Source organism: Chromobacterium indicum, assembly GCF_039708975.1.
Lineage (GTDB): Bacteria > Pseudomonadota > Gammaproteobacteria > Burkholderiales > Chromobacteriaceae > Chromobacterium > Chromobacterium piscinae.
This window is the reverse complement of record NZ_JAYFSJ010000009.1, coordinates 147,180-172,054: the sequence shown is the minus strand read 5'-3', so window position 1 is coordinate 172,054 and position 24,875 is coordinate 147,180. Positions and strand designations below refer to the sequence as shown.

25 protein-coding genes are annotated in these 24,875 nt (G+C 64.8%); 8 read left to right on the top strand and 17 right to left on the bottom strand.

The window, feature by feature from the left end; all coding sequences use genetic code 11:
• Positions 1 to 3: 3 nt before the first annotated feature.
• Positions 4 to 504, bottom strand: coding sequence for a gluconokinase (locus tag VA599_RS14075; protein ID WP_346789125.1), 501 nt, complete (start codon positions 502 to 504; stop codon positions 4 to 6).
• Between the two features lie 172 nt (positions 505 to 676).
• A complete protein-coding gene (gntR, locus tag VA599_RS14070) occupies positions 677 to 1,696 on the bottom strand; it encodes an HTH-type transcriptional regulator GntR (RefSeq protein ID WP_346789124.1) in 1,020 nt (339 codons plus the stop codon).
• A gap of 109 nt (positions 1,697 to 1,805) precedes the next feature.
• Between gntR and VA599_RS14065 the strand changes: the two genes are divergently transcribed.
• Positions 1,806 to 2,429 carry an FMN-binding negative transcriptional regulator gene (locus VA599_RS14065; RefSeq protein WP_346789123.1) on the top strand — a complete coding sequence of 208 codons (624 nt, stop codon included), beginning with the start codon at positions 1,806 to 1,808 and terminating at the stop codon, positions 2,427 to 2,429.
• A 57-nt stretch (positions 2,430 to 2,486) separates the two neighbouring features.
• Here VA599_RS14065 and VA599_RS14060 read toward each other — a convergent pair whose 3' ends face one another.
• Positions 2,487 to 3,311: a hypothetical protein gene (locus VA599_RS14060; RefSeq protein WP_346789122.1), complete on the bottom strand. Its 825-nt coding sequence runs from the start codon at positions 3,309 to 3,311 to the stop codon at positions 2,487 to 2,489.
• Positions 3,312 to 3,550: 239 nt separating this feature from the next.
• Between VA599_RS14060 and VA599_RS14055 the strand changes: the two genes are divergently transcribed.
• The 3 genes from VA599_RS14055 to VA599_RS14045 all read left to right on the top strand — a co-directional run bounded on the left by VA599_RS14055 (position 3,551) and on the right by VA599_RS14045 (position 8,851).
• Positions 3,551 to 7,723: a PAS domain S-box protein gene (locus tag VA599_RS14055; RefSeq protein ID WP_346789121.1), complete on the top strand. Its 4,173-nt coding sequence runs from the start codon at positions 3,551 to 3,553 to the stop codon at positions 7,721 to 7,723.
• Between the two features lie 116 nt (positions 7,724 to 7,839).
• Positions 7,840 to 8,313, top strand: coding sequence for a GNAT family N-acetyltransferase (locus tag VA599_RS14050; protein ID WP_346789120.1), 474 nt, complete (start codon positions 7,840 to 7,842; stop codon positions 8,311 to 8,313).
• An 88-nt stretch (positions 8,314 to 8,401) separates the two neighbouring features.
• On the top strand, positions 8,402 to 8,851 hold the full coding sequence (locus VA599_RS14045; RefSeq protein WP_346789119.1) for a GNAT family N-acetyltransferase: 450 nt from the start codon (positions 8,402 to 8,404) through the stop codon (positions 8,849 to 8,851).
• Between the two features lies 1 nt (position 8,852).
• On the opposite strand, the gene VA599_RS14040 is transcribed toward VA599_RS14045, so the two are convergent.
• Positions 8,853 to 9,518, bottom strand: coding sequence for a DUF3313 domain-containing protein (locus tag VA599_RS14040; protein WP_346789118.1), 666 nt, complete (start codon positions 9,516 to 9,518; stop codon positions 8,853 to 8,855).
• A 207-nt stretch (positions 9,519 to 9,725) separates the two neighbouring features.
• Positions 9,726 to 9,923: a hypothetical protein gene (locus VA599_RS14035; RefSeq protein ID WP_021477604.1), complete on the bottom strand. Its 198-nt coding sequence runs from the start codon at positions 9,921 to 9,923 to the stop codon at positions 9,726 to 9,728.
• A 323-nt stretch (positions 9,924 to 10,246) separates the two neighbouring features.
• Between VA599_RS14035 and VA599_RS14030 the strand changes: the two genes are divergently transcribed.
• A complete protein-coding gene (locus VA599_RS14030) occupies positions 10,247 to 10,903 on the top strand; it encodes a substrate-binding periplasmic protein (RefSeq protein WP_346789117.1) in 657 nt (218 codons plus the stop codon).
• A 42-nt stretch (positions 10,904 to 10,945) separates the two neighbouring features.
• On the opposite strand, the gene VA599_RS14025 is transcribed toward VA599_RS14030, so the two are convergent.
• From VA599_RS14025 to VA599_RS14005, 5 genes are all read right to left on the bottom strand, one after another.
• A complete protein-coding gene (locus VA599_RS14025) occupies positions 10,946 to 11,617 on the bottom strand; it encodes a hypothetical protein (RefSeq protein ID WP_346789116.1) in 672 nt (223 codons plus the stop codon).
• A gap of 338 nt (positions 11,618 to 11,955) precedes the next feature.
• Complete coding sequence (locus VA599_RS14020; RefSeq protein WP_346789114.1) at positions 11,956 to 12,564, bottom strand: 3'-5' exonuclease; 609 nt, start codon at positions 12,562 to 12,564, stop codon at positions 11,956 to 11,958.
• Positions 12,564 to 14,369: a putative nucleotidyltransferase substrate binding domain-containing protein gene (locus VA599_RS14015; protein WP_346789113.1), complete on the bottom strand. Its 1,806-nt coding sequence runs from the start codon at positions 14,367 to 14,369 to the stop codon at positions 12,564 to 12,566. Before VA599_RS14015 ends, VA599_RS14020 begins: the two co-directional genes overlap by 1 nt.
• A 57-nt stretch (positions 14,370 to 14,426) precedes the next feature.
• On the bottom strand, positions 14,427 to 15,209 hold the full coding sequence (locus tag VA599_RS14010) for a class II glutamine amidotransferase (protein WP_429838749.1): 783 nt from the start codon (positions 15,207 to 15,209) through the stop codon (positions 14,427 to 14,429).
• 233 nt (positions 15,210 to 15,442) lie between these two features.
• Positions 15,443 to 16,372 (bottom strand): LysR family transcriptional regulator, encoded by a 930-nt coding sequence (locus tag VA599_RS14005; RefSeq protein WP_346789111.1) that lies wholly within the window; start codon positions 16,370 to 16,372, stop codon positions 15,443 to 15,445.
• Positions 16,373 to 16,511: 139 nt separating this feature from the next.
• Between VA599_RS14005 and VA599_RS14000 the strand changes: the two genes are divergently transcribed.
• Positions 16,512 to 17,372: an MBL fold metallo-hydrolase gene (locus tag VA599_RS14000; protein ID WP_021477597.1), complete on the top strand. Its 861-nt coding sequence runs from the start codon at positions 16,512 to 16,514 to the stop codon at positions 17,370 to 17,372.
• Positions 17,373 to 17,377: 5 nt separating this feature from the next.
• Complete coding sequence (locus VA599_RS13995; RefSeq protein WP_346789108.1) at positions 17,378 to 18,061, top strand: DsbA family protein; 684 nt, start codon at positions 17,378 to 17,380, stop codon at positions 18,059 to 18,061.
• 97 nt (positions 18,062 to 18,158) lie between these two features.
• Here the strand turns inward: VA599_RS13995 and VA599_RS13990 are convergent, their stop codons facing one another.
• The gene (locus VA599_RS13990; protein WP_346789106.1) at positions 18,159 to 19,658 is read right to left on the bottom strand and encodes a S41 family peptidase; all 1,500 of its coding nucleotides are present in this window, start codon (positions 19,656 to 19,658) and stop codon (positions 18,159 to 18,161) included.
• Between the two features lie 206 nt (positions 19,659 to 19,864).
• Here VA599_RS13990 and VA599_RS13985 point away from each other — a divergent pair, with 206 nt between their 5' ends.
• Entirely contained in the window at positions 19,865 to 21,178 is a 1,314-nt protein-coding gene (locus tag VA599_RS13985) for a chitinase (protein WP_346789105.1), read from the top strand.
• Positions 21,179 to 21,200: 22 nt separating this feature from the next.
• Here the strand turns inward: VA599_RS13985 and VA599_RS13980 are convergent, their stop codons facing one another.
• From VA599_RS13980 to VA599_RS13955, 6 genes are all read right to left on the bottom strand, one after another.
• Complete coding sequence (locus VA599_RS13980) at positions 21,201 to 21,929, bottom strand: peptidylprolyl isomerase (RefSeq protein WP_021477593.1); 729 nt, start codon at positions 21,927 to 21,929, stop codon at positions 21,201 to 21,203.
• Between the two features lie 178 nt (positions 21,930 to 22,107).
• Positions 22,108 to 22,890 (bottom strand): peptidylprolyl isomerase, encoded by a 783-nt coding sequence (locus tag VA599_RS13975; protein WP_346789103.1) that lies wholly within the window; start codon positions 22,888 to 22,890, stop codon positions 22,108 to 22,110.
• Positions 22,891 to 22,917: 27 nt separating this feature from the next.
• Positions 22,918 to 23,706, bottom strand: a complete 789-nt coding sequence (locus tag VA599_RS13970; RefSeq protein WP_346789101.1) for a peptidylprolyl isomerase — start codon at positions 23,704 to 23,706, stop codon at positions 22,918 to 22,920.
• A 20-nt stretch (positions 23,707 to 23,726) separates the two neighbouring features.
• Entirely contained in the window at positions 23,727 to 23,993 is a 267-nt protein-coding gene (locus VA599_RS13965; protein WP_021477590.1) for a BolA family protein, read from the bottom strand.
• Positions 23,990 to 24,292: a YciI family protein gene (locus tag VA599_RS13960; RefSeq protein ID WP_021477589.1), complete on the bottom strand. Its 303-nt coding sequence runs from the start codon at positions 24,290 to 24,292 to the stop codon at positions 23,990 to 23,992. The genes VA599_RS13965 and VA599_RS13960 overlap by 4 nt, the downstream gene beginning before the upstream one ends.
• A complete protein-coding gene (locus VA599_RS13955; protein ID WP_021477588.1) occupies positions 24,292 to 24,825 on the bottom strand; it encodes a septation protein A in 534 nt (177 codons plus the stop codon). The genes VA599_RS13960 and VA599_RS13955 overlap by 1 nt, the downstream gene beginning before the upstream one ends.
• Between the last annotated feature and the right edge of the window lie 50 nt (positions 24,826 to 24,875).

Sequence of the window (24,875 nt, the reverse complement as noted above, 5' to 3'; positions counted from 1 at the left end):
GGTTCAGCCTAGTTCGGCCAGGATGCGCCGCAGTTGCGCTTCGGGCGGCAGGGCGACGTCGCAGGGAATCGCGCCTTCGTCGGCGCCCGGGGCTTCCAGGTCGTGGAATTGGCTGTCCAGCAGGCTTTCCGGCATGAAGTGGCCGCTGCGTTCGCGCATGCGTTCGGCGATCAGCGCCTTGTCGCCGCGCAGGTGGACGAAGCGCAGGTCGGGGTCGCCGCCGCGTAGCACGTCGCGGTAGCGGCGCTTCAGCGCCGAGCAGGCCAGCACCATCGGTTCGCCGCTCTGGCGGCCCTGGCGCAGCTTGCCGGCCAGATTGGCCAGCCAGCCGGCGCGGTCGTCGTCGTTCAGCGGAATGCCGTCGCGCATCCGCGCGATGTTCTCGGGGGGGTGGAAGCTGTCGCCTTCGATGAAGCTGGCGCCGATGGCCTCGGCCAGCATACGGCCCACGCTGCTTTTGCCGCAGCCGGCCACGCCCATCACCACGATATTGCCGTTTTTCATGTTAGCGCTAACAATTAATGTGGAAGGATAGCCGGCTCGACGCCGGCTGAATGACGATGATGTTAGCGCTAACAAAAAGTGCACAACAAGCAGTTGGATCAAGTTTCGCGTTTGCCGGCGGCGCGCTGTAGTGGGAGAGCAACAACGCGGGAGGCCGCGCTGATGCTGGATTTCAGCTGCTGCGGCGCAACATGAGCCGGAAGCCCAAGTCGGCGCGGCGCGATTCCGGCTCCTCGCCGTCTATCAGCCGCAGCAGGGCGCGGGCGGCGTGGACGCCGATGTCGCGGCGCGGCGTGGCCACCGTGGTCAGCGTGGGCGTGCACCAGGCGGCGGGCTGCAGGTCGTTGAAGCCGGCGATGGCCAGCCGCTCGGGCACGGCGATGCCCAACTCCTGGCTGCGCGCGAGCGCGCCGATCGCCAGGTCGTCGTTGCAGCAGAACAGCGCGTCGCAGTCGGGGCGGGCCGCCAGCGCCGCGTCCAGCATGTCCGCGCCCATCTGCATGCTGGAGGGCTGCGGATCCAGCCACTCCAGCCCGGCGTCGCGGCAGCCGGCCGCGTCCAGCGCCGCGCGGTAGCCGTCCAGGCGTTTCATCACGCGCTCGTCCAGCTGCGCGCCGAGAAAGCCGATGCGGCGTTTGCCGCGCGAGAGCAGGTGGCGGGTGATGGCGGCGCCGGCTTCCTCTTGCGAGAAGCCCACGCAGCAGCGGCCATCGTCGGCCAGATCCATCATGTAGACCGCCGGCAGCGCATGCTGGCTCAGAATGCGCTCGAACGGCTCCGCGTGGCTGAGGCCGGTGATCAGCACGCCGTCGGGCCGGTGCTGCAGATAGGCGCGCAGCAACTGAAACTCTTGTCCGGCATCGTAATGGCTGTTGCCGATCAGCATCTGGTAGCCGGCGGCGTCCAGCACGGTTTCGATGCCGGCCAGCGTTTCCAGGAACACGGTGTTGGCCAGAGAGGGAATCAGCACCAGCACGGTCCGCGACCTGGCCGAAGCCAGCGTGCTGGCGGAACGGCTGGGCACGTATCCCAGGGCGTCGACCGCCTGCATCACTTTTTCCCGCAGCGGTTCGGAAACCTGCTGCGGCTGATTCAGCACCCGGGACACGGTGATGGCGCTGACGCCGGCCGCCTTGGCCACGTCATGCATGGTGACGCCGCTGCCGGAGCGGACGCGCGGTTTTCTGGGCATGGATTTCTCGAGATGGATTGGCAATACTGTTGTCATTGTATCGCGGCGGAAGCGCTTGCCGGGCGATGACGTCTGCTTGTAATGTCGTGATTTTTCCCGGGAGCCCATCATGTACCAGCCCAGCCATTTCGTCGAGGCCGATCCGGCCGTTCTGCTGAGCCTGATGCGGGCCCGGCCGCTGGCCGTCGTGGCGGTCAACGGCGAGGACGGCCCGCAGGTCAACCATCTGCCGCTGTTGGCGGTGGAAGAGGAGGGCGCGCTGAAGCTGAGGGGGCATGTGGCGCGCGCCAATCCCTTGTGGCGGCTGCTGGAGGATGCGCCGCAGGCGCTGGCTGTGTTCCAGGGCGACGATGCCTACATCAGTCCGTCCTGGTACCCGGCGAAGGCCGAGCATGGCAAGGTGGTTCCCACTTGGAACTACATGGTGGCGCACGCCAGGGGGCGGCTGCGAGCGGTGGACGATCCGGTGTGGCTGCGTAGCCTGTTGGACCAGCTGACCCGCGCGCGCGAGGAGGGTTTCCCGCAGCCCTGGCAAGTGGCGGACGCGCCGGCCGACTATCTGGACAAGATGCTGCGGGCCATTGTCGGCATCGAGCTGACGGTGAGCCGGCTGGACGGCAAGTACAAGCTCAGCCAGAACCAGGACGAAGCGACTCGGCTGAGCGTGCGCGCGGGACTGGCGGGCAGCGGCGATGAGCGCGCCAGGGCGCTGGCCGGCGAGATGCCCAGCTGAGCGGAATCTCGATCCCGCGCGGCTGCGCCGGCGCGCTTCGAGACGGCGCTTGCGGCCTTAGTGGCGGAAGCGGGCGAGCAGCTCGGCCAGCTCAGGCGGCGCGACCTCGCCGTCCTGCCGCAGCCGCAGCAGGAAGCTATCCAGGAAGCCGGATAGCAGCGCGGAGGAGGTGACGGTGGCGCCGATGCGGGCATGGTCCCATTCCACCACCACGCCTTGCAGGTAGGCGGTCAGACGATTGCTGTCCTGCTGGAACGAGTGATACAGGCTGATGGCCGGCGCGCCGCCCAACTGGTAAAAGGCCTGCAGCGTCGACTTGTCCAGCCGGCAGCGGCTGAGGATGTCGCGGCTGTCGAATTCCACGAACAAGGGCTGAACCACCTGGTTGCGGCGGGTATTGCTGCTGTATGGCCGGGATACCACGCCTATGGCCGAGTTGAGCTGGCCGGCGGGCCTGCCGTTGCTGACCGGATAACCCAGCAACAGGGTGAAGGCGCTGGCCATCGGATCGGGCAGGGTGCCGTAATCCAGCTCGAAGCAGTTTTCCGCCGGGTGGCGCGCCAGCCAGTCGGCCGGCAGGTGTATCGCCGCCAGGTCCAGGTGTTGCGGACTGGCGCAGCGCAGTTGCAGCAGCGGCCATTGTTGCGCGCCGTTGCTGGCCACCACGTTCTGGCCGTGGTTGACGCAGGCGGCGGACAGCACGGCTTCGGATGTGACGATGAACTTCTCGCCCCGGTAGCTCAGCAGCAGGCCGCTGCCGAAGCAGGGGCCGGTGCGGCCGGCGCTTTTTTTCGGATGAAAAGCCACTACCATCGGGCTGAGAAACTGGTAGATGTGCTCCAGACACTGCAGGGGATCATCCAGATCGAACAAAAACTCCATCCCCGGTACCTCTCGCGACAACGATTCTTCGCTCAGCATAGTTCAGGATAGGATGATTTGAATGCCTGTTTGTCTCTTCGCGGCGGCAGGGGGCGAGGCGAATGCTATACCTGTAAGGAACGAATCCAAACGAAACGGACGGCATGCCGTCCGTTTCGGCGTAAGTTCGGCAAGACTCCGCCGGCAACGAGGCGCGGAGGACGACAGACCCGGCCGGCGCCGGGCTCAGGGGGCTCTCTATGGCAAGCAACGCGAGGACCAGATTCATTCTGCTGGCGGTGCCCAGTTACGCGCTGTTCGCGCTGGCCTGGATCTTTTTCTCCGACCAATTGCTGGCCGGGCTGGATATTTCCCGAGTGGTTTCCCTTTCCATCGCCAAGGGCATTTTCTTCGTTCTGGTGACCTCCGTTCTGCTGTTGCTGGCATTGCGGGCGGTGCCGTCCAGCGATAACGGCCTGCAACTGTTTTGGCTGGGTAGTCTGGCCAATGGTTTGCGGTCGGAGCGTTGGACTAATTGGCTGGCCTACCCGGTGGTACTGGTGTTGCTAGGCGGCGCGTTGGCGATGCGGCAGTTCTTAATGGGGCCGGAGCTGGGCGATCATCCGATGTTGATCCTGTTCATGCTTCCCATCATTCTGGGGGCCTGCATGGGGGGCCTTGGCCCCGGTCTGCTGGCCACCGTGTTGGCGGTGCTGGCCGTCGACCTGGTGGCCGAGCCCCATCTGCATGCCGCGCAAACACCGTGGCACAGCAAGCTGCAGCTGTTGTTTCTGGCCTTGAATGGCTTGGCGGTGAGCCTGCTCAGCGAAATGCTGCGCTTGGCGCTGGAGCGGGGCATCATGCACCGGGCGCTGTTGGACGCAGTGGTGACCAGCACCTCCGACGCGGTGTTCATCAAGGACGTGCAGGGGCGCTACCTGCTGGTCAACCACGCGGCGCTGGCCTTCGTCGGCAAGTCCAGCCGCGAGGTGATAGGCAAGGACGATTGGGAGCTGTTCGACGAGGAAACCGCGAAGGAGTTGATCGTCCAGGATCGGCTGATCATGCAAAGCGGCCGGGTGCAGACCCACGAGGAGCATCTGGTGCTGCAAAATGGCGAGCGGATGGTGTTTCTGGTGACCAAGGGGCCGGTCTACAACAGCGCAGGGCAACTGGGCGGATTATTCGGCATCTCGCGCGACGTCACCCGGCAAAAGCAGGCCGAACAGCTATTGCGCGACAGCGAATCCATGTTGCAGCAGGCGCAGCAGCTGGCCGGCATAGGCAGCTGGAGCTGGGATTTGGCTGAAGACCGGCATTACTGGTCGCCTGAGGCCTATCGCCTGTTCGGCCTGGCCGAACGCTTCGGGCCGCCGGGCTATCCGGCGATGAGGCGATTTTTCAGCGACGAGGGCTGGGAGCAGCTGTCGGAGGCGATAGAACGCTGCAAGCTGGTGGGCATGGGCTACGAGTGCGACGTGGAATTGCTGCGCGCGGATGGCGAAAGCCGCTGGCTGACGATGCGGGGAGAGGCGCGGCGCGGCGAGGAGAACGCCATTGTCGGGCTGTACGGCACCATGCAGGACATCACCGAGCGCAAGCAGATGGCCATGCAGGTCAAGGCCAGTGAATCCCGCCTGCAGCTGGTGGCCGAGGCTACCAGCGATGGATTCTGGGATTGGGATTTGCGCAGCGGCAAGGTGTACCGTTCTTCCCGCTACTACGAGGTGACCGGTACCCAGCCGGAGGAAGACAGTGGCGATTTCCGTTTCTTCCGCCAGATGGTGCATCCGGCCGATTTGCCTTATGTGTTGCAGGCGATAGAGGCGCATCGCCGCGGCAAGAGCCCGAAGATAGAAATCGATTTCCGGCTGGCCCGGCAGGACGATGGCGTGCGCTGGCTGCAGGTGCGGGGCCGGGCGGTGGAGTGGGACGAGCGCGGCGCCGCGGTGCGATTGGTCGGCAATCTGTCCGACATCACCGAGCGCAAGCGCGCCGACGAGGACCTGCGGCTGGTGCTGAACGAAGCCGGCGACGCGATCTGGGTCACCGATGTGGACGGCTACTTCATCTTCGCCAACCCCGCCGCCTGCCGTCTGACCGGGCATAGCCTGGACGAGTTGCGCGAAATGCACATCCACGACTTGGTGGCCCCGGAGTGCCTGGGTCTTTTGGCCGAGCACCTGGCCAAGATCAGCAATGGATCCTTCCTGCGCTTCGAGTGGAAGCTGCGGCTGAAAAAGGGCGGCGCCGTCAGCGTGGACCTGACCTCCGGCAAGATGAAGGACGGCCGCTATATAGCCTTTGGCCGCGACCTCACCGAACAGCACCGCGCCGAGCAGGAGCTGCGCGACCGCGAGCGCCAGCTGGCGCGGGTGATCGCCGGCTCCGACCAGGGTTTTTGGGACTGGAACCTGAAAACCAACCGCTTCCAGATCAGTCCGCGCTGGGAAAGCATGCTGGGCTACGGCCCCGGCGAGATGCACATCACCGCGGATAACTGGTACGAGCATCTGCACCCCGACGACGTGGCCTTGGTCCGGGACTCCATTCAGCGCAATCTGCGCGGCGAACTGAACAGCCATGAGGTGGAAGTGCGTTGCCGGACCCGCGGCGGCGACTGGCGCTGGATCCTGTCGCGCGGGCGGGTCGTGGAGCGGAGCGAGCAGGGCGAGCCGCTGATGATGTCCGGCACCCATACCGACATCACCGAGCGCAAGGTGTTCGAGCAGACGCAGAAGGAAGCCGCCGCGGTGTTCGACAGCAGCTATGAAGGCATCCTGATGGTGAACCCGGACGGCGTGATCACCAAGGTCAACAACGCTTTCTCCCGCATCACCGGCTACAGCGCCGAAGAGGCGATAGGGCAGAAGCCAAGCCTGCTGTCTTCCGGCAAGCAGCCGATCAGCTTCTACGAGGAGCTGTGGAACTCGGTCAAAGGACACGATTTCTGGCGCGGCGAGCTGTGGAACCGCCGCAAGAACGGCGAGCTCTACGCCGAACTGCTGTCGATTTCCGTGGTGCGCGACGAGCAAGGGGAGGTGCAGCACTATATCGGCATTTTTTCCGACATCAGCCAACTCAAGCAGCACGAGGCCGAGCTGGACCGCGTCGCCCACTACGATCCGCTGACCGGCGTGCCCAACCGCCGCCTGTTGTCCGACCGGCTGCGGCAGGCCATCGTGCGCGCCAACCGCAGCGGCAAGTCCTGCGCGGTGTGCTTTTTGGATCTGGACGGCTTCAAGGCGGTCAACGACAAGTACGGCCATGCGGTGGGAGACCAGCTGCTGGTGGCGGTCAGCAACAATCTCAAGGCCATCCTGCGCGGCGACGATACGTTGGCGCGGCTGGGGGGAGACGAGTTCGTGGTGCTGCTGTCGGAGGTGGGGGGGGCGGAGGAGTGCATGCTGGTGCTGGACCGGGTGCTGGCCACCGCGTCGCGGCCGATGCCAGTGGGCGACACGGCGGTCAGCGTCACGGCCAGCATAGGCGTCAGCCTGTACCCGCAGGACAATGTCGATCCGGACACGCTGTTGCGCCACGCCGATCAGGCGATGTATCTGGCCAAGGACGCCGGCAAGAACCGCTACCAGCTGTTCGATCCGGAAAACGACCGCAAGGCGCAGGAGCACCGCCAGTTTCTCGAACTGCTGCGCCAGGCGCTGGTTCGCGACGAGTTCACGCTGTTCTACCAGCCGGTGGTGGATTTGCAGAGCGGCGAGATCATCAGCGTGGAGTCGCTGATACGCTGGCGCCACCCCAGGCGCGGGCTGCTGGCGCCGGCGGAGTTTCTGCCCCATTTGTCCGGAAACGAGCTGGAAGCCGCCTTCGGCTTGTGGGTGCTGGATGCCGCGCTCAGCCAGGTTTCGCGGTGGGCAGAGGCTGGCTTTCACATCAAGATCAGCACCAATGTCAGCACCAATTATCTGCTGCGCGCCGATTTCGGCCAGCAATTGTCGGCTGTGCTGGGGCGCTATCCCAATGTTCCGCCCTGGCATCTGGAATTGGAGATCGTGGAGAGCGGTTCAGGCGATGTCGAGCAAACCATACGGGTGCTGCAGCGCTGCCGCGAACTGGGCGTGCATTTCGCGCTGGACGATTTCGGCACCGGTCACGCGTCGTTGACCCATCTGCGCCGCCTGCCGGTGGATACGCTGAAGATAGACAATAGCTTTGTCCACGACATGATAGATAGCCAGGACGACAGGCGCATCGTCGAGGGCGTGATCGAGTTGGCCTCCATTTTCGCCCGCAAGGCAATCGCCGAAGGCGTGGAGACGATGGAGCACGCCGCTCTGCTGCGCCGGCTTGGCTGCCGTTATGCCCAGGGTTACGGCATCGCCCGGCCGATGGAGGCCGACAAGGTGGTGGACTGGTGCAGTCGATGGGAGCAGGACGAGACTTGGCAGCAACTGGCGGACGAAGCCTCCTGATCCTGTTTCCCATCGTCATCTGTTTGGCTGCCGCTGCCGCCGTTTTCTGCTAGATTGCCGTTTTCAGACACATTGGGCCCGCCGCGAGGCGGGCCTTGTCATGGGAGGCTTCTGGCATGCATGAGCGCAGCAGCGCAGGGCATCCGGTTGAAATAAGGCTCGCCGCCGGCGCGGATGCCGACGCGCTGGCGGCCCTGTATCGCCAGTTGACCGGCGACGCGCGAACGCGAGTGTTGCCGGAGCGGCTGGATGCCTTGGCGGGCGGCGAACGGGCGCAGGTGCTGGTGTGCGAGTGCGGCGGCGAGCTGGCCGGCACCGCCTGGCTCGGTTTTTGCGATGACATCATGTACGGGGAGCAGCCATTCGCCGTGCTGGAGAACCTGGTGGTCGACGCGCGCTGGCGCGGCCGCGGGCTGGGAGCGATGCCGCTGCGCGAGGCCGAGCGGCGCAGCTTGGCGCGCGATTGCTCCAAGATCATGCTGCTCAGCTCGCTTGGCCGGGAGGACGCGCATCGCTTCTTTCTGCGCGCCGGCTTCCGCGGCGACGCCAAGAGGGGATTCGTCAAGCATCGCGGCCAGATGGCGGGATGAACCCGGATTGATTGATAACAATAGCCAAGGAAACAGGATGCGTTTGCAAGAAAGAACAAGACCAGGCATCGATGGAACGGCGAACAGGGTGTCGATCAGGCTGGAGCGCCCGGATCAACCCGAAGTGCTGGCCTTGATCGACGAGCTGGACGCCTACCAGAAACCCCTGTATCCGCCGGAGTGCCATTACGGAGCGGATGTGTCGGCCTTATTGGCGCCGGAGGTGGCTTTCGCCGTGGCGAGAGGCCAAGAGGGTGCGGCGCTGGGGTGCGGCGCGGTGTGGTGCGGGCCGGAGTTCGGCGAGCTCAAGCGGGTATTCGTCAAGCCGGAATGCCGCGGCAAGGGCGCGGCGCGGGCCTTGCTGTCTTTTCTGGAGGAGAAGGCGCGCGCCAGGGGCTGCGCGGTGGCGATGTTGGAAACGGGCATCCATCAGCATGAGGCGATCGCTTTGTATCAGCGCGCCGGCTACGATTTCTGCCCGCCTTTCGGCGATTACCGGGAAGACCCGCACAGCGTGTTCATGCGCAAGCCGCTGTGAGTCACGGGGCCTTGCCCAGATGGGCTGCCAGTTGGCGCGCGCTCTGGCGGCACCATTCGTTTATCAGCGGCTTGATCAGGTCCAGCGTCATCGGCTGTTCCTTGGTCTTGTTCTTTTCGTTCTGGCGCAGGTTGACGGTGCCGGCCAGCAGGCCGCCGTCCTGGGCATCCTCCAGTTGCGCCATGCTCGCGATCTTCAGCAGGTAGGGCTCTTTGCCGGTGGCCAGGCGCGCCAGATTGAACACGGCTTTCACCGGCAGTAGGTCGATGGCGTTGACGCCCGGCCTGTCCTGGCTCACGCCGGTGACGGCCACCCGCAACCGGGCGACGCCCGTCGCCGGCTGCAGCGCTTCCTCAACGCCGGCGGCTTTCAGTTCCGCCTGCATCCGGTCGTGGAAATAGCCGGCAATCGCGTTTTCATCTCCCGCCTGCAGCAATTCCCAGCTGCCGTCATCCGCCTGCCGCAGGAACAGCAAGGGTTCCAGCAACACCGAATGGTAAGCCTTCAGATCCACGCCGGGTTTTTGGTACACGCGCTGGCCGGGCACCATCTTGCCGGGCTGGAAAGCATCCAGCGGCACGGTGAACAGGTTGTCGGCGTTGTCGGCCCAGGCGGGCAGACTCAGTCCAAGGACGCAGAATAGAGTTAGTGCGGACAGTCTCATCATCGTTTCCTCTGTTTTGGCTTCAGTACGGTGACATGCCGCAGACAGGATAGTTCGAAGCGGCGAGCTTGTCGCGCGGGAACAGCCAGGGCCGCTCAGAGCCGCTAACAAAACCTCGCAGAGAACCTGAGCCAAGGCGCGCCGACGCAGGCAGTACCAGTCGTACGACAAGGAGCCGCAACGCAGGATCAGGAGTTTTGTTAGCGGGTCCTAACGGGCGAAGTAGGCGTACAGCGCCAGCATCAGGATGCAGGCCGCCACCATCAGATTGAGCAGGAGTTCCTCCTGCAGCGGTTCGAAATGCAGTTTGTCATGTGCGCTCAGGCGGGAGCCGTTGAGCTTGCGCAGCCAGTATTGCAGCAGATTGCGGGGACTGGGGCTGCCCGCGTCGGCATTACCGGGTTTCATGATCGAACGCCTTTTTGTTTGAGAGTGAACTTTGCCGCATTTTACGCCGCTTTTATATGCGGGCAACATCTTTTGATGAATATTTTTCTTTCGTAAATGAATATTCAAATAGAAATAATGCCTTCGGAATTGATTGGTTAGGAGAGGCGGCATCGTGGAGGACGGCGGCTGGGCTACACTGACGAAAGTGGCCCGAGCGGAGGCCCGGAGCGCGCGGATGCGTTGCCGGACCGCCGTCGCGCAGGCTGGGAGAGACGATGAAACTGCGGCTTGTTTGGCTGGTTTTGGCCGTCGCTGCCGCAACTGCGGCCGCGGAGCCTGTGTTGTTCCATTCCTACACGCTCGCGGTGGAGCCGTGGGGCGTGGCCGACAGCGACCGGGGCGTCGGCCCGGATTTCGTCCGTTTCCTGGCGGCGCAGACCGGCGTGCCGATCAAGGCCGAGGTCAGGCCCTATCTGCGGGTGATAGACGGCATGCGCAGCGGAACCAACGCGATCAATCTGGGCATCCCCACCGAGGAGAGGGAGCGTTACGGCATCCCCATCTGCGAGGTGGCGACGCTCAAGGTATCGCTGGTCTACTTGAAGGAGCCGGGGCGCGCGCATCCATCGGCGCGCAGCTTCGCCGGCCTTGCCGTCGGAGAGTTGAGAGGCAGCCACACGCTGGATGCCTTCGATCGCGCGGTGCCGCATGCCAGAGTGCTGCTGGGCGATATGGATCAAGGCGCGAAGATGCTGGCGGCTGGCAGGCTGGACGCCACCGTTTGCGTGCGGCCCGGCTGCGGCAATGTGCTGGATGAGGCCGGCCTGGCCGGAAAGGCTTTGGGAGAATGGCAGTTGGACGTGCAGCCGCTGAGGATTTACGTCTCTAAGTCCAGCGCACTGGCGCGCGACGCGGATGCGATGGGCAGGTTGAAGCAGGCTTGCGAATCATTGGAAGGCCATCAGGAGATGCGCCGCCTGCTGGCCCCCTATCATTAGACGCGGCGGGGGCGGGCAAGCCGTCCCCGCCGGGCGTCCATTTCAGACCGACATCGACATCAACAGGCTGCTGATGTCGTTGCTGCCGGCATTCGCCTGGTACAGGCTCAGGGCTGCTTGCAACTGCTGGACGTTGTTGGCCGCGCTGGCGGAGCCGGTGGTGGCCAAGGATTGGGATTGGCTGCCGTTGGCGGCGTTCAGCAGGCTTTGCAGGCCGCTGTCGTTTTGTTGCTCGCCGCCGCCATGATGGTGGTGATGGCGGTGCTGGCCGCTGGCTTGCTGGGTGCCATCAGCTTGCAGGCCCTGCTGCAGTTGCTGGAAATCCTGCTGCGCCTGGCTCAGATTGCCGGACTGCAGGTCCTGGCCCAGCGTGTTCAGCAAGGAGGAAATGGAACTCCCGGCGCTGCTTGCGCCGTTGCTGGTTTGGCTGCTGTTCACCGCGGCGAACGGATCGGTCGAGCTGGAGCTGGAGGGGGAGGACGCCGCGCTGATGGCGTTGTTCAGCGCGGAACTGAAGTCGCCGCCGCTGTTGCCGCCATTGCTGTTGTTCGAGCCGTTCAACTGCTGCAGAGCGGCCAGAGCCTGCTGCGCGCCGGCGATGTCGCCCTGCTGGACCGACTGGGTCAGATTGCTGAAGTCTTGCCGGCGTTGCTGGTGCAGCGACTGCAGCTGTTGCCAATAGGCGTTCGAGGTATTGGTACTGCTGACGGACATGATGCTTCTCCTTGAGAACGATGTTGCCGGGCAGCGCTTCACGGATCCGCTGCTGTCCTTGGCGGCAGCCGGTCGGAGCGTGGACTCCCGTCCGGCCGGCAATTGTTGCCGCCTTGCCGTTCAATGTTTGCCGTTGTCGTCGCGGAAATCGCTGTTTTTCTGATTTTCCAATCGAAAACAATGGTTTGGCGTGGGTTGATTCAGCAATAGGCGTGCCAGATTGCCGTCATCGAGCGGGGGAGATGTTTACAGATGTTGCGGCATCGGCGCCGCTGGAAAAACTCGCGGAGGATCTGAGCGCCGCCGTATCGATTCGGTTCTGGCTTGGTCGGCGGTTCTCAGCCGAAGCCGCGCTTGCGCAGGGCCTGGTACAGCATCGCGGCGCTCAGCGCGTCGTTGAGTGCGTCGTGGCGGGGCAAGGCCGGCACGCCCAGCTCACGGTGCAGCGCGTCCAGGCTGAGGTCGATGTGGGAGTCCGGATGCTGGCGGAAGCGGTAGTCGTAATAGCGGGCGGATAGTTCGATCTGCCGCTGCGGCAGGCCTATGCCCAGCAGGGGCTTCACGTACTTGTTCAGCACGGCGACGTCGTATTCCAGGTAGTAACCCAGCAGCGGCCGTCCGCCGGTGAAGGCCAACAGCCGCAGGATAGCCTCGCGCGGAGGCAGGGCGTCGGCCAGGTCGCGGCGGCGCAGGCCGTGCACGGCGATATTGCCGGCGCTGGGAATATTTTCCGGTTTGACCAGCAGGTACAGCGCCTCGCTGTGCAGAATGCGGTTGCCGCGCAGCTTGACCGCGCCTATCGACAGCAGCTCGGCCTCGGCCGCGTTCAAACTGGTAGTCTCGCAGTCCAGGCTGACCATCTCGTCCGCAGGCTCGTCGAACAGCCCGCTCCAGGCCGGATCGCGCAGCCGCGCGCGTTGCCAGCGCCGCCGTAGCCGCTCCAGCATCAGAAACTCCCCAGCCGGTAATGATGGCGCAGCTGGGTCTTGAAGCGCTTCGCCACCGCCAGCGCGTCCTTGAGCAGATCGCGCTCCAGCGTGGACAGGGCCTCCGGCTCGATCAGATTGTCTGGGGCCTCGCCGGCGTCCAGCCGCCGCAGGCCGCGTTCAAGCCGCAGCTGGGACAGGAAGGCCAGCGCCTCCAGGATGTCGTCGGCGAGCCCGGCCTCCAGCTTGCCCGCCGCCGCAAGCAAGCTGGCGCGCTCCGCGCTGGAGGCGGCGTCGACGCCGTTTTCCAGCGCCAGCGCGCGCAGGCCGTGGACCAGCGGGAAGATGCCGCCCTTTTTCAGGTCCAGCAACTCGCGGCCGCCGCTTTCCTGCGTGCGCAGCCGCGAGAAAGGCCCGAGCGGGGTGTCGAATTGGTCGATGGTGCGGGCGAAGCGGGAAAAGAAACCGGCGTCGTCCTGCAGCCGCGCGCGCAGGTAGCCGCGGCAATCCGCCAGCAAAGCCTCGTTGCCGCATACGGATTCGGCGTCGCAGAAAATGGCCAATTGCAGCATGCTTTCGCCGTCGGGGCGGGTCAGCCAATGGTGGATGCGGTCGCGCATGTCGCTGAGGGACAGGCGCCAATGCGGATTGCAGACCATCACGCCGCCGGGACAGGGCGGGTAGCCGAAGCGGGCGAGCGCGGCGGAGAACGCCTCGCAGCAGGCGGCGGCTTCCGGGAAGTCTTCTCCATTCGGCAGCAGCAGCGCGTTGTCCTGGTCGGTCTTCAGTATCTGCTCGCCGCGGCCTTCCGACCCCATCACCAGCAGGCAGCTGCTTTCCGCCAGCCTCGCCGGGGCGATCATGCGCCAGGCGCGGGCGAACAGCCGGGCGTTCAGCGCCTGCACCAGCCGGCCCAGCTGGGGAGGGCGCACGCCATGGCCGGACAGGATGCGGATCAGCCGGTCGATCTGTCCGGCGATGTCGGCCAGCTCGTCCAGATCGGCGGCGCGGTCCAGCCGCTGGGCGATCAGGTGGGAATGATTGGAGAAATAGGACAGCACGTCCACTTGGGCCAGGATACCGACCGCCTGGCCGTTTTCGGTCACCACCAGCCGGCGCAGATTGCGTTGCGTCATCAGCAGCAGGGCGTTGAACAGGAAGTCGTCCCTGTCTATGCACAACAGCTGGTAACTGCTGTGGCGGCCCACCGGCTCGCCGCTGTCCACGCCTTCCAAAATGACGTCGCGGCAGTCGGTGGTGGTGAAGATGCCCAGCCTTTCGCCGTCGCGGACCAGCACCGACTTGCTGCGCTGTTCCTTCATCGCGCGCGCGGCGTCGCGGATGCTGGCGGCGGCGTCGATGAAAACCGGCTGGCGGCAGCCGGCGTCGCGCACGGTGGCGGACAGCAGGGTCTGAAATTCGCGGCTGCCGGCGCTCTGGGCGAGCAGGCCCATTTTTTCCGCGACGCTGGCGTAGAAGTAGGCGCCGAAGCGCGGGTTGCTGTCGGTCAGAGCCAGCACCGCGTCGCGGGGCAGGGCCAGCAGCAGCGTTTCCTCCTCGGCGACGAAGCGGTTGGCCGCGCGGCCGGCCACCAGCGAGCGGGCGTCGAAGACGTCGTGGATGCGATAGCGGCCCAGCGTTTCGTCGCCGGCAAGCTCGGCCGCCAAGCCCTTGATCACCATGTACAGCGCGTCCATCGGCTGATCCGGGCCGACGATCTGGGCGTCGTCGGGAAAGTAGACGATGTCGGCGCGGGCTTCCAGCGCGTCGCGTTCCGCGGGCGCGAGGGTGTCGAACGGCGGGTGATTGAGATCGAAGCGGCTCATGGCGTGTCCATGCTGCGGGCGGTCTCCCTCAGCATAACGCCTATCGCCGCTCCGGTGTCAGCCGGCCTGTTTGTGGATCAGCCGCGGCTCGCCGTCGCGAAACAGGATCAGCTCGCCGGGCGACAGCGGGGTCCAGCGCTCGTTGTCGGTCAGCGGCTGGGTGGCGATCATCGCCACCTGATCGCGCGGGGTGGTGACAGAGGCGAAATCCACGCTGACGTCGTCGTCTACCAGGTGGGCGGTGTTGAACGGCGCGCGGCGGATGATGTAATGCAGATGGGTGGAGCAGTGGACGAACAACGATTGGCCATTGCTCAGCATGAAGTTGAACACGCCGTTGGCGCTGATTTCCGCGGCCAGCCTCGCCACTTCCTCGAACAGCGCGTCCTCCTCCGGCGGCTCCGACCATTTGACGCGCAGCTTTTCCATCAGATGGCAGAACGCGCGCTCGGAATCGGTGGTGCCCACCGGGCGGTAGTGCTCGCCGGCTTCGGGATGAAAGCTTTCCAGATTGCCGTTATGAGCGAAGATCCAGTACTGGCCCCACATCTCGCGCATGAAGGGATGGGTGTTGGCCAGGTTGATCTCGCCCTGAGTGGCTTTGCGGATGTGGGCGATGACGTTTTCGGACTTGATCGGGTAGCGGCGCACCAGATCGGCCACCGGCGACTCCACCGACGGTTTGTCGTCGAGGAAGACACGGCAGCCCTTGTTTTCGAAGAAGGCGATGCCCCAGCCGTCGGCATGGTGGTCGGTGAGGCCTCCGCGGCGGTGGAAGCCTTCGAAGGAAAACAGGATATCGGTCGGGGTATTGCAATTCATGCCCAGCAGCTGGCACATCGGCTTGATTCCACTTCTTGAAACGGTTTGCGCGGCTCCGGCCTGGCTGCCGGGATGGTCTTGTAGCTGAGCTTAGGCGATCTTGCGGCCGCAGGCAATCGCCCTGCGACAGCCGATAGCAAAAGTTATGCAGGCATGACTGATCGATATAAGCGTCGAATTCGAGGGGCGCTGCGGAGTTCTGCGTCAGGAACGCAGGGCATGGCTTGCAATGCCTGGTAGCGGATCGCCTTTCAAGCGGTGCGCCCGGCCAGCGCCGAAGGGATGTCCCATGGCGGCAGCGGCCCGCCCAGCCGGTCCACCAGGAAGTCCAGCAGGCTGCGCAGCGCCAGCGGCAGCAGCCGCCGCGATGGATAGAGCGCGTGTATGCCGAGGACGGTCGGCTGCCATTCCGGCAGCAGCGCCACCAGCTCGCCGCGGCTGACATGGTGTGCGGCCAGGTAGCTGGGCTGCATCGCGACGCCGGCGCCGGCCACCGCCGCGCTCAATAGCGCGCTGGCCTCGTTGCCGCTGATATTGCCGGCTACCCGCACCTTGCGTTCCTCGCCGCCGCGGCTCAACTTCCACTCGCTGCGGCCGAAGTTGCTGTAACTGAGGCAGCGATGCCGCTCCAGGTCTTCCGGACTCTGAGGCGCGCCGTTCCGGGCCAGGTAGGACGGCGCGGCCACCAGCAAGGAGCGGCAGTCGCACAGTCGCCTTCCCACCAGGCCCGGATCCGGTTCGTTGGTAATGCGGATGGCGAGGTCTATTCTTTCTTCAATCAGGTTGACGGCGCGATCGCCCAGCTGCAGGTCCACCCGCAGCTGGGGATGGCGCTCGCCGAACTCCGCCACCGCGCCGCCCAGCACCGCCAGTCCGAACGAGGTGCTGGCCGCCACGCGGAGCAGGCCGCGCACCTGGCCGTCGCGCTGGCCGGCATCCGCGCGCACTTCGTCGGCGAGCTCCAACATCTGCCGGCAGCGGGCGAGGCAGGCTAGGCCGGCGTCGGTGAGGGTGACTTTGCGGGTGGAGCGCTGCAGCAGGCGGACGCCCAGCCATTGCTCCAGCTCCTCGACATAGCGGGTGACCATCGGACGGGACATGTCCAGCTTGTCGCCGGCGGCGGTGAAGCTGCCCAGTTGGGCGACTTCGGCGAACACTTGCATGGCGGTGAGGCGGTCCATTTATTTGCACGATTTAAGAAACAATAATGTGCAGTTTAGCCGATTTATTGGATCGTTTCTTGCGCTTATAGTGTGCAACATCACTGAAACGCAGTTCAACCCGCCGGCGGGCGCCGGCATTAGACCAAGGAGTCACCTTATGATCCGCCAAACCCTGATCGCCGCCGCTCTGACCGCCGCCGGTTTCGCCCATGCGGGCGACCTGAAACTGTCGGTGTACAACGCCGATGGCAACAGCTTCAATGTTTCTTCCGTGCTGGTCACCGGCGACAAGGATGCCGTGCTGATCGACACCGGCTTCACCCGCGCCGATGCCTACCGCATCGCCGCCAAGGTGCTGGACAGCGGCAAGAACCTGAAGACCATCTACGTGAGCCAGGCCGATCCGGACTACTATTTCGGCGCCTCCGTGCTGAAGCAGATCTTCCCCAAGGCCGAGCTGGTGGCGGCGCCGGAAGTGCTGGCCCACATCAAGGGCAATGTGAAGGGCAAGGTAGCGTTCTGGGGGCCGAAGATGGGCGCCAACGCGCCGCAGGCCAAGCCGCTGCTGCCGACCGCGCTGAAGACTGACAAGATCATGCTGGAAGGCAAGGCGCTGGAACTGCGCGACACCAAGGGCGTGATGGCGCACCGCGGCTATATGTGGATTCCGTCCATCCGCGCCATCGTCGGCAACGTGGGCATCTACTCCGGCATGCACGTCTGGACCGCCGACACCCAGAATGACGCCGAACGCAAGGGCTGGTACAAGCAGCTGGACGACATGGAAGCGCTGAAGCCGGAAGTGGTGGTGCCGGGCCACATGATCGCCGGCGACAAGATGGACGTGTCCGCCATCCGCTACACCCGCGACTACCTGAAGGCCTTTGAAGCCAAGAATGCCGAAACCCGCAACAGCGGCGAGCTGATCGAGGCGATGAAGCAGGCCTACCCGAAGGCGGCTGAAGTCTCCACGCTGGAGCTGGGCGCAAAGGTGCGCAAGGGCGAGATGAAGTGGTAACCAGCATGAAACTGCATTACTTCTACGACCCGCTGTGCGGCTGGTGCTACGGCGCCTCCCCGCTGCTGCAGGCGGCGGCCGGGCTGCCCGGCGTCAGCGTGGAAATGCACGCCGGCGGCATGATAGACGAGGAAGAGGGCCGCGCGATCACCCCTGACTGGCGCGCCTACGTGATGCCGCACGACAAGCGCATTGCCCAGATGAGCGGGCAGCCTTTCGGCGACGCCTACTACGATGGCCTGCTGAACGACATCGGCGCGCCGCTGGCGTCCAACCCGCCGATCGCCGCGGTGCTGGCCGCCCCCAGGCTGGGCATCGCGCCGCTGGCGATGCTGGCCCGCATCCAGCGCGCCCATTACCAGGAAGGCCGGCGCATCGCCGAGTTCTCGGTGTTGAGCGAATTGGCGGTCGAACTGGGCACGGACGCGGAATCCTTCCAGGCGGCCTGGCAGTCCGCTCGAGAAGAGGCCGAAACGCACATCGACGACACCCGCCGCCAGATGGGCCGTTTGGGCTTGCGAGGCTTCCCGTCGGTGGTGCTGGAACAGGATGGCAAGCTGGAGCGGCTGGAGCTGTCCGGCTGGCTGGGCAAGCCGGCCGAACTGGCCGCCGCGCTGGCGGAGAAACTGCCCAAGCCGGCAGCGGCCGGCGACGACGCGCTGTTCTGCACGCCGGACAGCTGCCGCTGATTTGCTTTGCGGCCAGACCGCCGTTCCCTTGGGAGCGGCGGTTTTTTCATGCGCGCGCCCATGCCGGCGGCGTCGTTCAAGCTAGCATCCAGGCTGGTTAAGGACGAGGCGCGAGATCGGCGGCGATGGCCCGCAGCGTCTTTTGCGCCATCGCGCGCCTGCTTTCTCCCGGCGCGGCGCTTACTGGCAGATCCGGCGCGATGCCGGCGACTTCGTCGCTGCCGTCGGCGCGCAGCCTGACGCAATCGGGAATGCGAAAACGCAGGCCGGAGTGCGGCAGAACCAGGGGCTGAATTTTGCTCATGAAGCCGCAGCCGTCGCCGCCGGTGCGCTGCCCCACTGTTTTGGCCAATCGGTTGTCCCGGCTGACGGCGGCGAACATCTCGGCGGCGGAATAGGTCTGGCCATTGGTCAGCAGATAGACCGGCCCTTGCCAGGCGCCCTGGCTGCCGAAGGACTGCGCGGGCCAGAACAGCGCTTCGGACACGATTTTCGAATAACGGCCCGGTTCCAGATGGTCCACCGCGCCGGATGCGTAGCCAACCTGGACCAAGCGGCTGCGCGCCGCGCCGGGATCGAAGGCGCGCTGCTCGCGCCAGACCCAGCTCATGTCGACGGGAGGCGTTTGCCGCCATTGCGATGCCTGGGCGCGGAACGCATCGAGGAACGGTTGCAGGGCGGCTTTATCTTCCGCCGTGGCTTCCGGCGGCAGGCCCGCGCTCAAGTTCTCTATCCATTCCCGCAGATAAGCCTCTCCCTGCGGCGAGCGCGCCAGCCATAACGGCGCGGAGCGGACCGGGCCGCTGCCCAGCAGGCGGGACATCGCGTCGCCGCTGTCGTTGCCTCCGGGGTTGTCGCCGATGTCGACGATCAACGCGCGGGCGCCGGCCGCGCGCAGCTTGCGCAGGCGCTGGGCGGTTTCGCGGTACCAGGCGCGCATGATATCGGTGAAAAGCTTGTCCGGATCGAAGCGGCCGCCGCGTTCAAGCATCGCTTGCCACGCTTGTTGGCACAGCTGGGGATAGTTGCGGGGGGTGAAGGACGGAATGCGCAGCAGCGCGAGTTTGCCGGCCGCTCCCAGATCGGCGATGCCGCTTCTCATCGGCAGGACAAGGCCATCAGCGGTCAGCCGCACGCCGGGCAGGGTTTCAAAAGGAAGCGAGAAGGCGCCGCCATTGCCATTGACATAGCCCAGCGAGGCGCAGCCGTCGAGAGAGTTGTCATGCGATAGATCGCGTTTAGGCGGCTCCGAACTGGAAGCAGAGGATTCGACCGCAGCGTTGAGCGGAGAGAAATGGCCATCGCGAAAGCCGTTTTGGAAATCCAGGATCGCCTGCCTGGCTTCCGCGTCGCTGCGGGCACGGGCCAAGGCGGCCTGTGCTTGCCGGTCCAGGTCGGGGAGGTTGACGCCGCTGTCGGGCGAGGCCATCCAGGCCAGGTGGGAGTAGCGTTTTTCCAGTTCCCGCTTCAGCAGCCGGTAATCCTGCATCCAGGCTTGGCGGTCGAACGCCGCGTCCGTGGCTGCTGTGGATGCGAAGCAGGATGGAACACTTAGAAGCAGGGCTGCGGCGAGTTTGACGACTGAGTAGGGCGGCATGGAGAGGCGGCGAGCAGAGCAAAACAGCCATCGTACGCTGGGTGTCTTGCAATGCCAATGTCGTTTATTTGTTTTTATAGTCCGCTCTAATGGGTGGCCTGACTGTCATTGATATTTATTTGGAATTTATGGCTTGAAAGATGTTGCCTCCGACATATCATGAAATACCAATCTGATACCAATTAATCGCAATGAGGAGAGGGTCGATGCGCAGAACGACAGGCGGGGCAATCGCAATCGCAATGGCGTTGTCGCTGGTTCTTGGCCAGCAGGTGTGGGCTGCCTGCCCTGATTGGGCCGAGGGCATCAGCTACAAGGCGGGCGACGTGGTCGCCTACCAAAGCGCCAATTACACCGCGCTGACCGCGCATACCGCCTATCCGGGCGCCAACTGGAATCCCGCCGCGACGCCGACGTTGTGGAAGGCGGGTGGCAGCTGCTCCGGCGGCGATCCCACCCCGCCGATCCCGCCCAGTCCTCCGACGCCGCCCAGTCCGCCGCCGGGCACGCCGGCGCCGTTCGCCAAGCACGCGCTGGTCGGCTATTGGCACAACTTCGCCAATCCGAGCGGACCTGCTTTCCCTCTGTCCCAGGTCAGCGCGGATTGGGACGTGATCGTGGTGGCTTTCGCCGATGACGCCGGCAACGGCAATGTCAGCTTCACGCTGGATCCTACGGCCGGCAGCGCGGCGCAGTTCGTCCAGGATGTTCGCGCGCAGCAGGCCAAGGGCAAGAAGGTGGTGTTGTCGCTGGGCGGCCAGAACGGCTCGGTGACGCTGAACAATGCCGCGCAGGCGCAGAATTTCGTCAACAGCCTGGCCGCCATCATCGGCCAGTACGGTTTTGACGGCATCGACTTGGATCTGGAAAGCGGCGTGTCGGTGGGCGCGCCGATCATCAGCAATCTGGTCAGCGCGGTGAAGCAGTTGAAGGCCAAGATCGGACCAAGTTTCTATCTGTCGATGGCGCCCGAGCATCCGTATGTGCAGGGAGGCTATGTCGCTTACGGCGGCAATTGGGGCGCCTACTTGCCCATCATCGACGGGCTGCGCGACGATCTCTCGGTGATCCATGTCCAGTATTACAACAACGGCGGGCTGTACACGCCGTATTCCACCGGCGCGCTGCCGGAGGGCTCGGTGGACATGCTGGTCGGCGGCAGCAAAATGCTGATCGAGGGTTTCCCGCTCGGCAACGGCGCGTCTGGCAGCTTCAAGGGCCTGCGGCCGGACCAGGTGGCCTTCGGCGTGCCGTCGGGGCGCAGTTCGGCCAATTCCGGTTTCGTCACGCCGGACACGGTGGCCAAGGCATTGAGCTGCCTGACCGCGCTGCAGGGCTGCGGCGGGGTGCTGCCGGCGCAGGCCTATCCGACATTCCGCGGCGCGATGACCTGGTCGATCAACTGGGACCGCCATGACGGCTACAACTTCTCCAAGCCGGTGGCGGCCAGCTTGCGCCAGTTGCCTGCCGCGGCAGCGAGCAAGAAAAAAGCCGTCCGCGTGACGCGGACGGCTTGGTAGGGCGTGGCCGGATGGCCGTCGCTTAGGCGGCGGTCATCTGGTAGCCGCTGATCTGCGCGCCGGATACCAGCATGTTCAGATACTCGTGCATCGCCTGGTTGAAGGCCATGTCGGTCAGGTAGTGCTGCAGGCGTTCCTTGACTTCATCGAAGCCGATCTTGCCGCCGTCGGCGCGCTCGTTCACCTGGATGATATGGTAGCCGAACTGGGTTTCCACCAGGTGCGGAGTGATCTGGCCGGCTTCAGTGCTGAATACCGCTTGTTCGAACTCCGGCACCATCTGGCCGCGGCCGAATTGGCCGAGGCTGCCGCCTTGCTTGCCGGACGGGCAGGTGGAGTGCTCCTGCGCCAGCGCGGCGAAGCGCGACGGGCTGGCTTGCACTTCCGCCAGGATGCCTTCGGCCTTGGCCTTGATCAGGCTGGCTTCCAGGCCTTCGCCCTTGGGCAGCAGGATGTGGCTGGCGACGGCGCTTTCGCCGGCAGAGAAGCGCTCCGGATAGCGCTCGTAGAATTCGCGGCAGCTGGCTTCGTCGATCGGCTGCACTTCCAGTTTCTGGTCCAGCAGCGCCTGGATGGCTTGCTGCTCGTCGGCGACGTCCAGGCCTTCGCTCTTGGCCTGCTGCACCAGCAGGGTGTGCAGGACCAGTTGCTGGATCGCGGTATCGCGCGGGCTGGGGGTGTCCGCGTAGTGTTCCAGTTGCGAGGCGATCATGTCTTCGCTGATTTCGACGCCATTGACGATGATGGTCATGTGAGTTTCCTGTGAGGGAGCGGCCATGTCATGGCGTTTCCGTATGGGGCTGCCGGCGGCAGCCGTGACAAGGGCAGGGCGCGCCTGCTTCGGTTGAGCGCGAAGTTAAGCGCGGCGGGGGGCGCTGTCAAGCAAAACGGGGACGGCATGCCGTCCCCGTAACGCGCGTTGCGCGGGCTTACTGCTGGATCTGGGCCTTGGCTTTCAGATCGGCGACGTACTTCTCGATGCGGCCGCCCATCACGCGCTGGGTCAGCTGCGGACGGATTTCCTCGAGCTGCGGCACGTTGCGCTGGGTGCGCACGTCGTCCAGCTTGATCACGTGCCAGCCGTACTCGGTCTTCACCGGCTTGGCGGTCACTTCGCCCTTGGCGAGTTTGCTCATCGCCTCGGAGAACGGCGCGACGAAGGTGCCGGCTTCCTGCCAGCCCAGATCGCCGCCATTGGCCTTGCTGCCCGGGTCCTGCGACTTTTCCTTGGCCAGCTTGTCGAAGGACTTGCCCTTCTTCAGCGCGTCGATGACGGACTTGGCTTCCGCCTCGGTCTTCACCAGGATGTGGCGGGCGTGGAATTGCTTGGTTTCCGGAACCGAAGCCACCAGTTTGTCGTATTCGGCCTTCAGGTCGGCGTCGCTGACCGGGTTGGCTTTCTCGTAGTCCTTGATCAGGCGATTGGCCAGCGCCATCGATTGCATGTTCTGCAGTTCGGCGGTGAATTCCGGCGACTTGTCCAGACCCTTCTTCACGGCTTCTTGGCGCAGCACTTCGGCGGTCACCAACTGGTCCTTGATCTGGTCGCGGGCTTGCGGGTTCACGCTCTGACCCTGGGCTTCCATCATCTTGGCCACGGCGTCGACGCGGGCGTCGGAGATTTGCTGGCCATTGACAGTCGGGCCGGCCACGGCGATGGCGCTGCCGGCGAACGCGGCTACCAGGGCGGTTTGCAGCAAGATTTTACGCATTTTGTTCTATTCCCGGATGAGGTGGATTTACTGAATCTTGCTCTTGGCGCGCAGATCTTCCACGGCCTTGGCAATGGCTTCTTCCTGCAATTGGCGGGCGATCTGCGGCTTGACGGCGTCCAGCGGCGGAATCTGGGCGTTGCGGACGTCCGTTACCTTGAATACGTGCCAGCCCAGTTGCGACTGGTAGGGCGCGCCGCTGACCTGGCCCTTGGGGATGGCTTTCAGCGCTTCGGCCAGCTTGGGCTCCATGCGGGACAGATTGCCCCAGTTCATGTCGCCGCCGCTTTGCTTGGCGTTGGGATCGATGGAGCGGGTCTTGACCAGCTCTTCGAATTTGGCGCCCTTCTTCAACTGGGCGATGGCCTTCTGCGCGTCGGCTTTGCTGCCGAGCGTGATCTGATAGGCGTGGACTTCCTTGCTGCCGGAAACCTGGGCCGCCATCTCGTCATAGCGGGCCTTGATCTGGGCATCGCCGATGTTGGCTTTTTCGGCGATGTCGGCGAACAGCGAATCGCGCAGCAATTCCGCGCGCGCCTCGTCCATGCGCTTGACGAAGGCCGGCTGCTTGTCCAGGCCGCGACGGGTGGCTTCCTGGAGGATCAGTTGGCGGCTGACCAGCGAATTCTTCAACTGCTCGCGCAGTTCGGGGCTGTCCTGCACCTTGCCGCCATTGCTTTGCACGACATTGGCGACCGCGGCGTCCAGTTCGGACTTGTCGATGGAAACGCCATTGACCACGGCGATCGACTCCGCGGCGACCGGCAGGCTGATCGAGGCTGCCAGCGTCAAGGCGGCGATACGGGAGAGTTTCATATTGTCCCTTTGGTAGAAATTCAGAGTTCTTCTGGTGTCAGGGCGCGGATGGCCAGCGCGTGAACGCGGCCGGCCATCAGTTCGCCCAGGGTCTGGTAGATCAACCGGTGCCGCGCCACGCGGTTGAGGCCGGCGAAGCGCGCGCTGACGATGGTCAGCGTGTAGTGGCCGCCGCCGCTCTTGGCGCCGGCATGGCCGGCATGCAGGGCGCTGTCGTCCTGGATGTCCAGATGCTCGGGCTCCAGGGCCCGCAACGCGGTTTCCAGCAGTTCCACGGTGCCGCTCATGCGGGGAATACCTGCACGAAGGGCTGGACGTCCACGCTGGCGTAAACGCCGCCGCCCTGGTATGGATCGGCCGCGGCCCAGGCGCGCGCTTCTTCCAGCGACGCGAACTCGGCCACCACCAGGCTGCCGCAGTAGCCGGCGGGGCCGGGATCGGCGCTGTCGATGGCGGGCAGCGGGCCGGACAGTTTCATCCGGCCCTGGTCCTGCAGCGCGGCCAGCCGCGCGCGGTGTTCGGCGCGCAGCGCGATGCGGCGCTCGAGGCTGCCGGGATGGTCGCGCGCGATGATGGCGTACAGCATTATTTCTTTTCCTCGATGTACTTGGCCAGGAACAGGCTTTGGGCGATCACGAACAGCAGCATCAACCCCATGCCGCCGAACAGCTTGAAGTTGACCCAGACGTCTTCGCTGAAGTGATAGGCGACGAACAGGTTCAGCGCGCCCATGAAGGCGAAGAAGCCGCCCCAGGCCCAGGTGAGCTTGCGCCACACCGGATCGGGCATCTCGATCTGCTTGCCCATCATCAGGCGAAGGCCGTTCTTGCCGGCGAATTCGCTGATCAGCAGGCCGGCGCCCATCACCCAGTACAGCACGGTGGGCTTCCACATGATGAAGTGCTTGTCGTGCAGCAGCAGCGTGGCGCCGCCCAGGATCACGATCAGCCCGAGGCTGATCCATTGCATGGTGTCCACCTTGCGGTGCTTGAACCAGGCCCATGCCACCATCGCCACCGTGGCGGCGATGGCCACGCCGGTGGCGAGGAACATGTCGCGGGTCAGCCAGTAGGCGCCGAAGAACAGCAGGACGGGAAGGAGATCGGTAAAAAATTTCATGCGGGTGATTATGGGGGCTGGCGCGGCCAGATTCAAGCCGCGCCGGGCCT

What these genes read in the sequence shown, in the direction of transcription:
- VA599_RS14075 (WP_346789125.1), bottom strand. Translation starts at nt 504, where the DNA reads ATGAAAAACGGCAATATCGTGGTGATGGGCGTGGCCGGCTGCGGCAAA.
- gntR (WP_346789124.1), bottom strand. Translation starts at nt 1,696, where the DNA reads ATGCCCAGAAAACCGCGCGTCCGCTCCGGCAGCGGCGTCACCATGCAT.
- VA599_RS14065 (WP_346789123.1), top strand. Translation starts at nt 1,806, where the DNA reads ATGTACCAGCCCAGCCATTTCGTCGAGGCCGATCCGGCCGTTCTGCTG.
- VA599_RS14060 (WP_346789122.1), bottom strand. Translation starts at nt 3,311, where the DNA reads ATGGAGTTTTTGTTCGATCTGGATGATCCCCTGCAGTGTCTGGAGCAC.
- VA599_RS14055 (WP_346789121.1), top strand. Translation starts at nt 3,551, where the DNA reads ATGGCAAGCAACGCGAGGACCAGATTCATTCTGCTGGCGGTGCCCAGT.
- VA599_RS14050 (WP_346789120.1), top strand. Translation starts at nt 7,840, where the DNA reads ATGCATGAGCGCAGCAGCGCAGGGCATCCGGTTGAAATAAGGCTCGCC.
- VA599_RS14040 (WP_346789118.1), bottom strand. Translation starts at nt 9,518, where the DNA reads ATGATGAGACTGTCCGCACTAACTCTATTCTGCGTCCTTGGACTGAGT.
- VA599_RS14035 (WP_021477604.1), bottom strand. Translation starts at nt 9,923, where the DNA reads ATGAAACCCGGTAATGCCGACGCGGGCAGCCCCAGTCCCCGCAATCTG.
- VA599_RS14025 (WP_346789116.1), bottom strand. Translation starts at nt 11,617, where the DNA reads ATGTCCGTCAGCAGTACCAATACCTCGAACGCCTATTGGCAACAGCTG.
- VA599_RS14020 (WP_346789114.1), bottom strand. Translation starts at nt 12,564, where the DNA reads ATGCTGGAGCGGCTACGGCGGCGCTGGCAACGCGCGCGGCTGCGCGAT.
- VA599_RS14015 (WP_346789113.1), bottom strand. Translation starts at nt 14,369, where the DNA reads ATGAGCCGCTTCGATCTCAATCACCCGCCGTTCGACACCCTCGCGCCC.
- VA599_RS14010 (WP_429838749.1), bottom strand. Translation starts at nt 15,209, where the DNA reads ATGTGCCAGCTGCTGGGCATGAATTGCAATACCCCGACCGATATCCTG.
- VA599_RS14005 (WP_346789111.1), bottom strand. Translation starts at nt 16,372, where the DNA reads ATGGACCGCCTCACCGCCATGCAAGTGTTCGCCGAAGTCGCCCAACTG.
- VA599_RS14000 (WP_021477597.1), top strand. Translation starts at nt 16,512, where the DNA reads ATGATCCGCCAAACCCTGATCGCCGCCGCTCTGACCGCCGCCGGTTTC.
- VA599_RS13995 (WP_346789108.1), top strand. Translation starts at nt 17,378, where the DNA reads ATGAAACTGCATTACTTCTACGACCCGCTGTGCGGCTGGTGCTACGGC.
- VA599_RS13990 (WP_346789106.1), bottom strand. Translation starts at nt 19,658, where the DNA reads ATGCCGCCCTACTCAGTCGTCAAACTCGCCGCAGCCCTGCTTCTAAGT.
- VA599_RS13985 (WP_346789105.1), top strand. Translation starts at nt 19,865, where the DNA reads ATGCGCAGAACGACAGGCGGGGCAATCGCAATCGCAATGGCGTTGTCG.
- VA599_RS13980 (WP_021477593.1), bottom strand. Translation starts at nt 21,929, where the DNA reads ATGACCATCATCGTCAATGGCGTCGAAATCAGCGAAGACATGATCGCC.
- VA599_RS13975 (WP_346789103.1), bottom strand. Translation starts at nt 22,890, where the DNA reads ATGCGTAAAATCTTGCTGCAAACCGCCCTGGTAGCCGCGTTCGCCGGC.
- VA599_RS13970 (WP_346789101.1), bottom strand. Translation starts at nt 23,706, where the DNA reads ATGAAACTCTCCCGTATCGCCGCCTTGACGCTGGCAGCCTCGATCAGC.
- VA599_RS13965 (WP_021477590.1), bottom strand. Translation starts at nt 23,993, where the DNA reads ATGAGCGGCACCGTGGAACTGCTGGAAACCGCGTTGCGGGCCCTGGAG.
- VA599_RS13960 (WP_021477589.1), bottom strand. Translation starts at nt 24,292, where the DNA reads ATGCTGTACGCCATCATCGCGCGCGACCATCCCGGCAGCCTCGAGCGC.
- VA599_RS13955 (WP_021477588.1), bottom strand. Translation starts at nt 24,825, where the DNA reads ATGAAATTTTTTACCGATCTCCTTCCCGTCCTGCTGTTCTTCGGCGCC.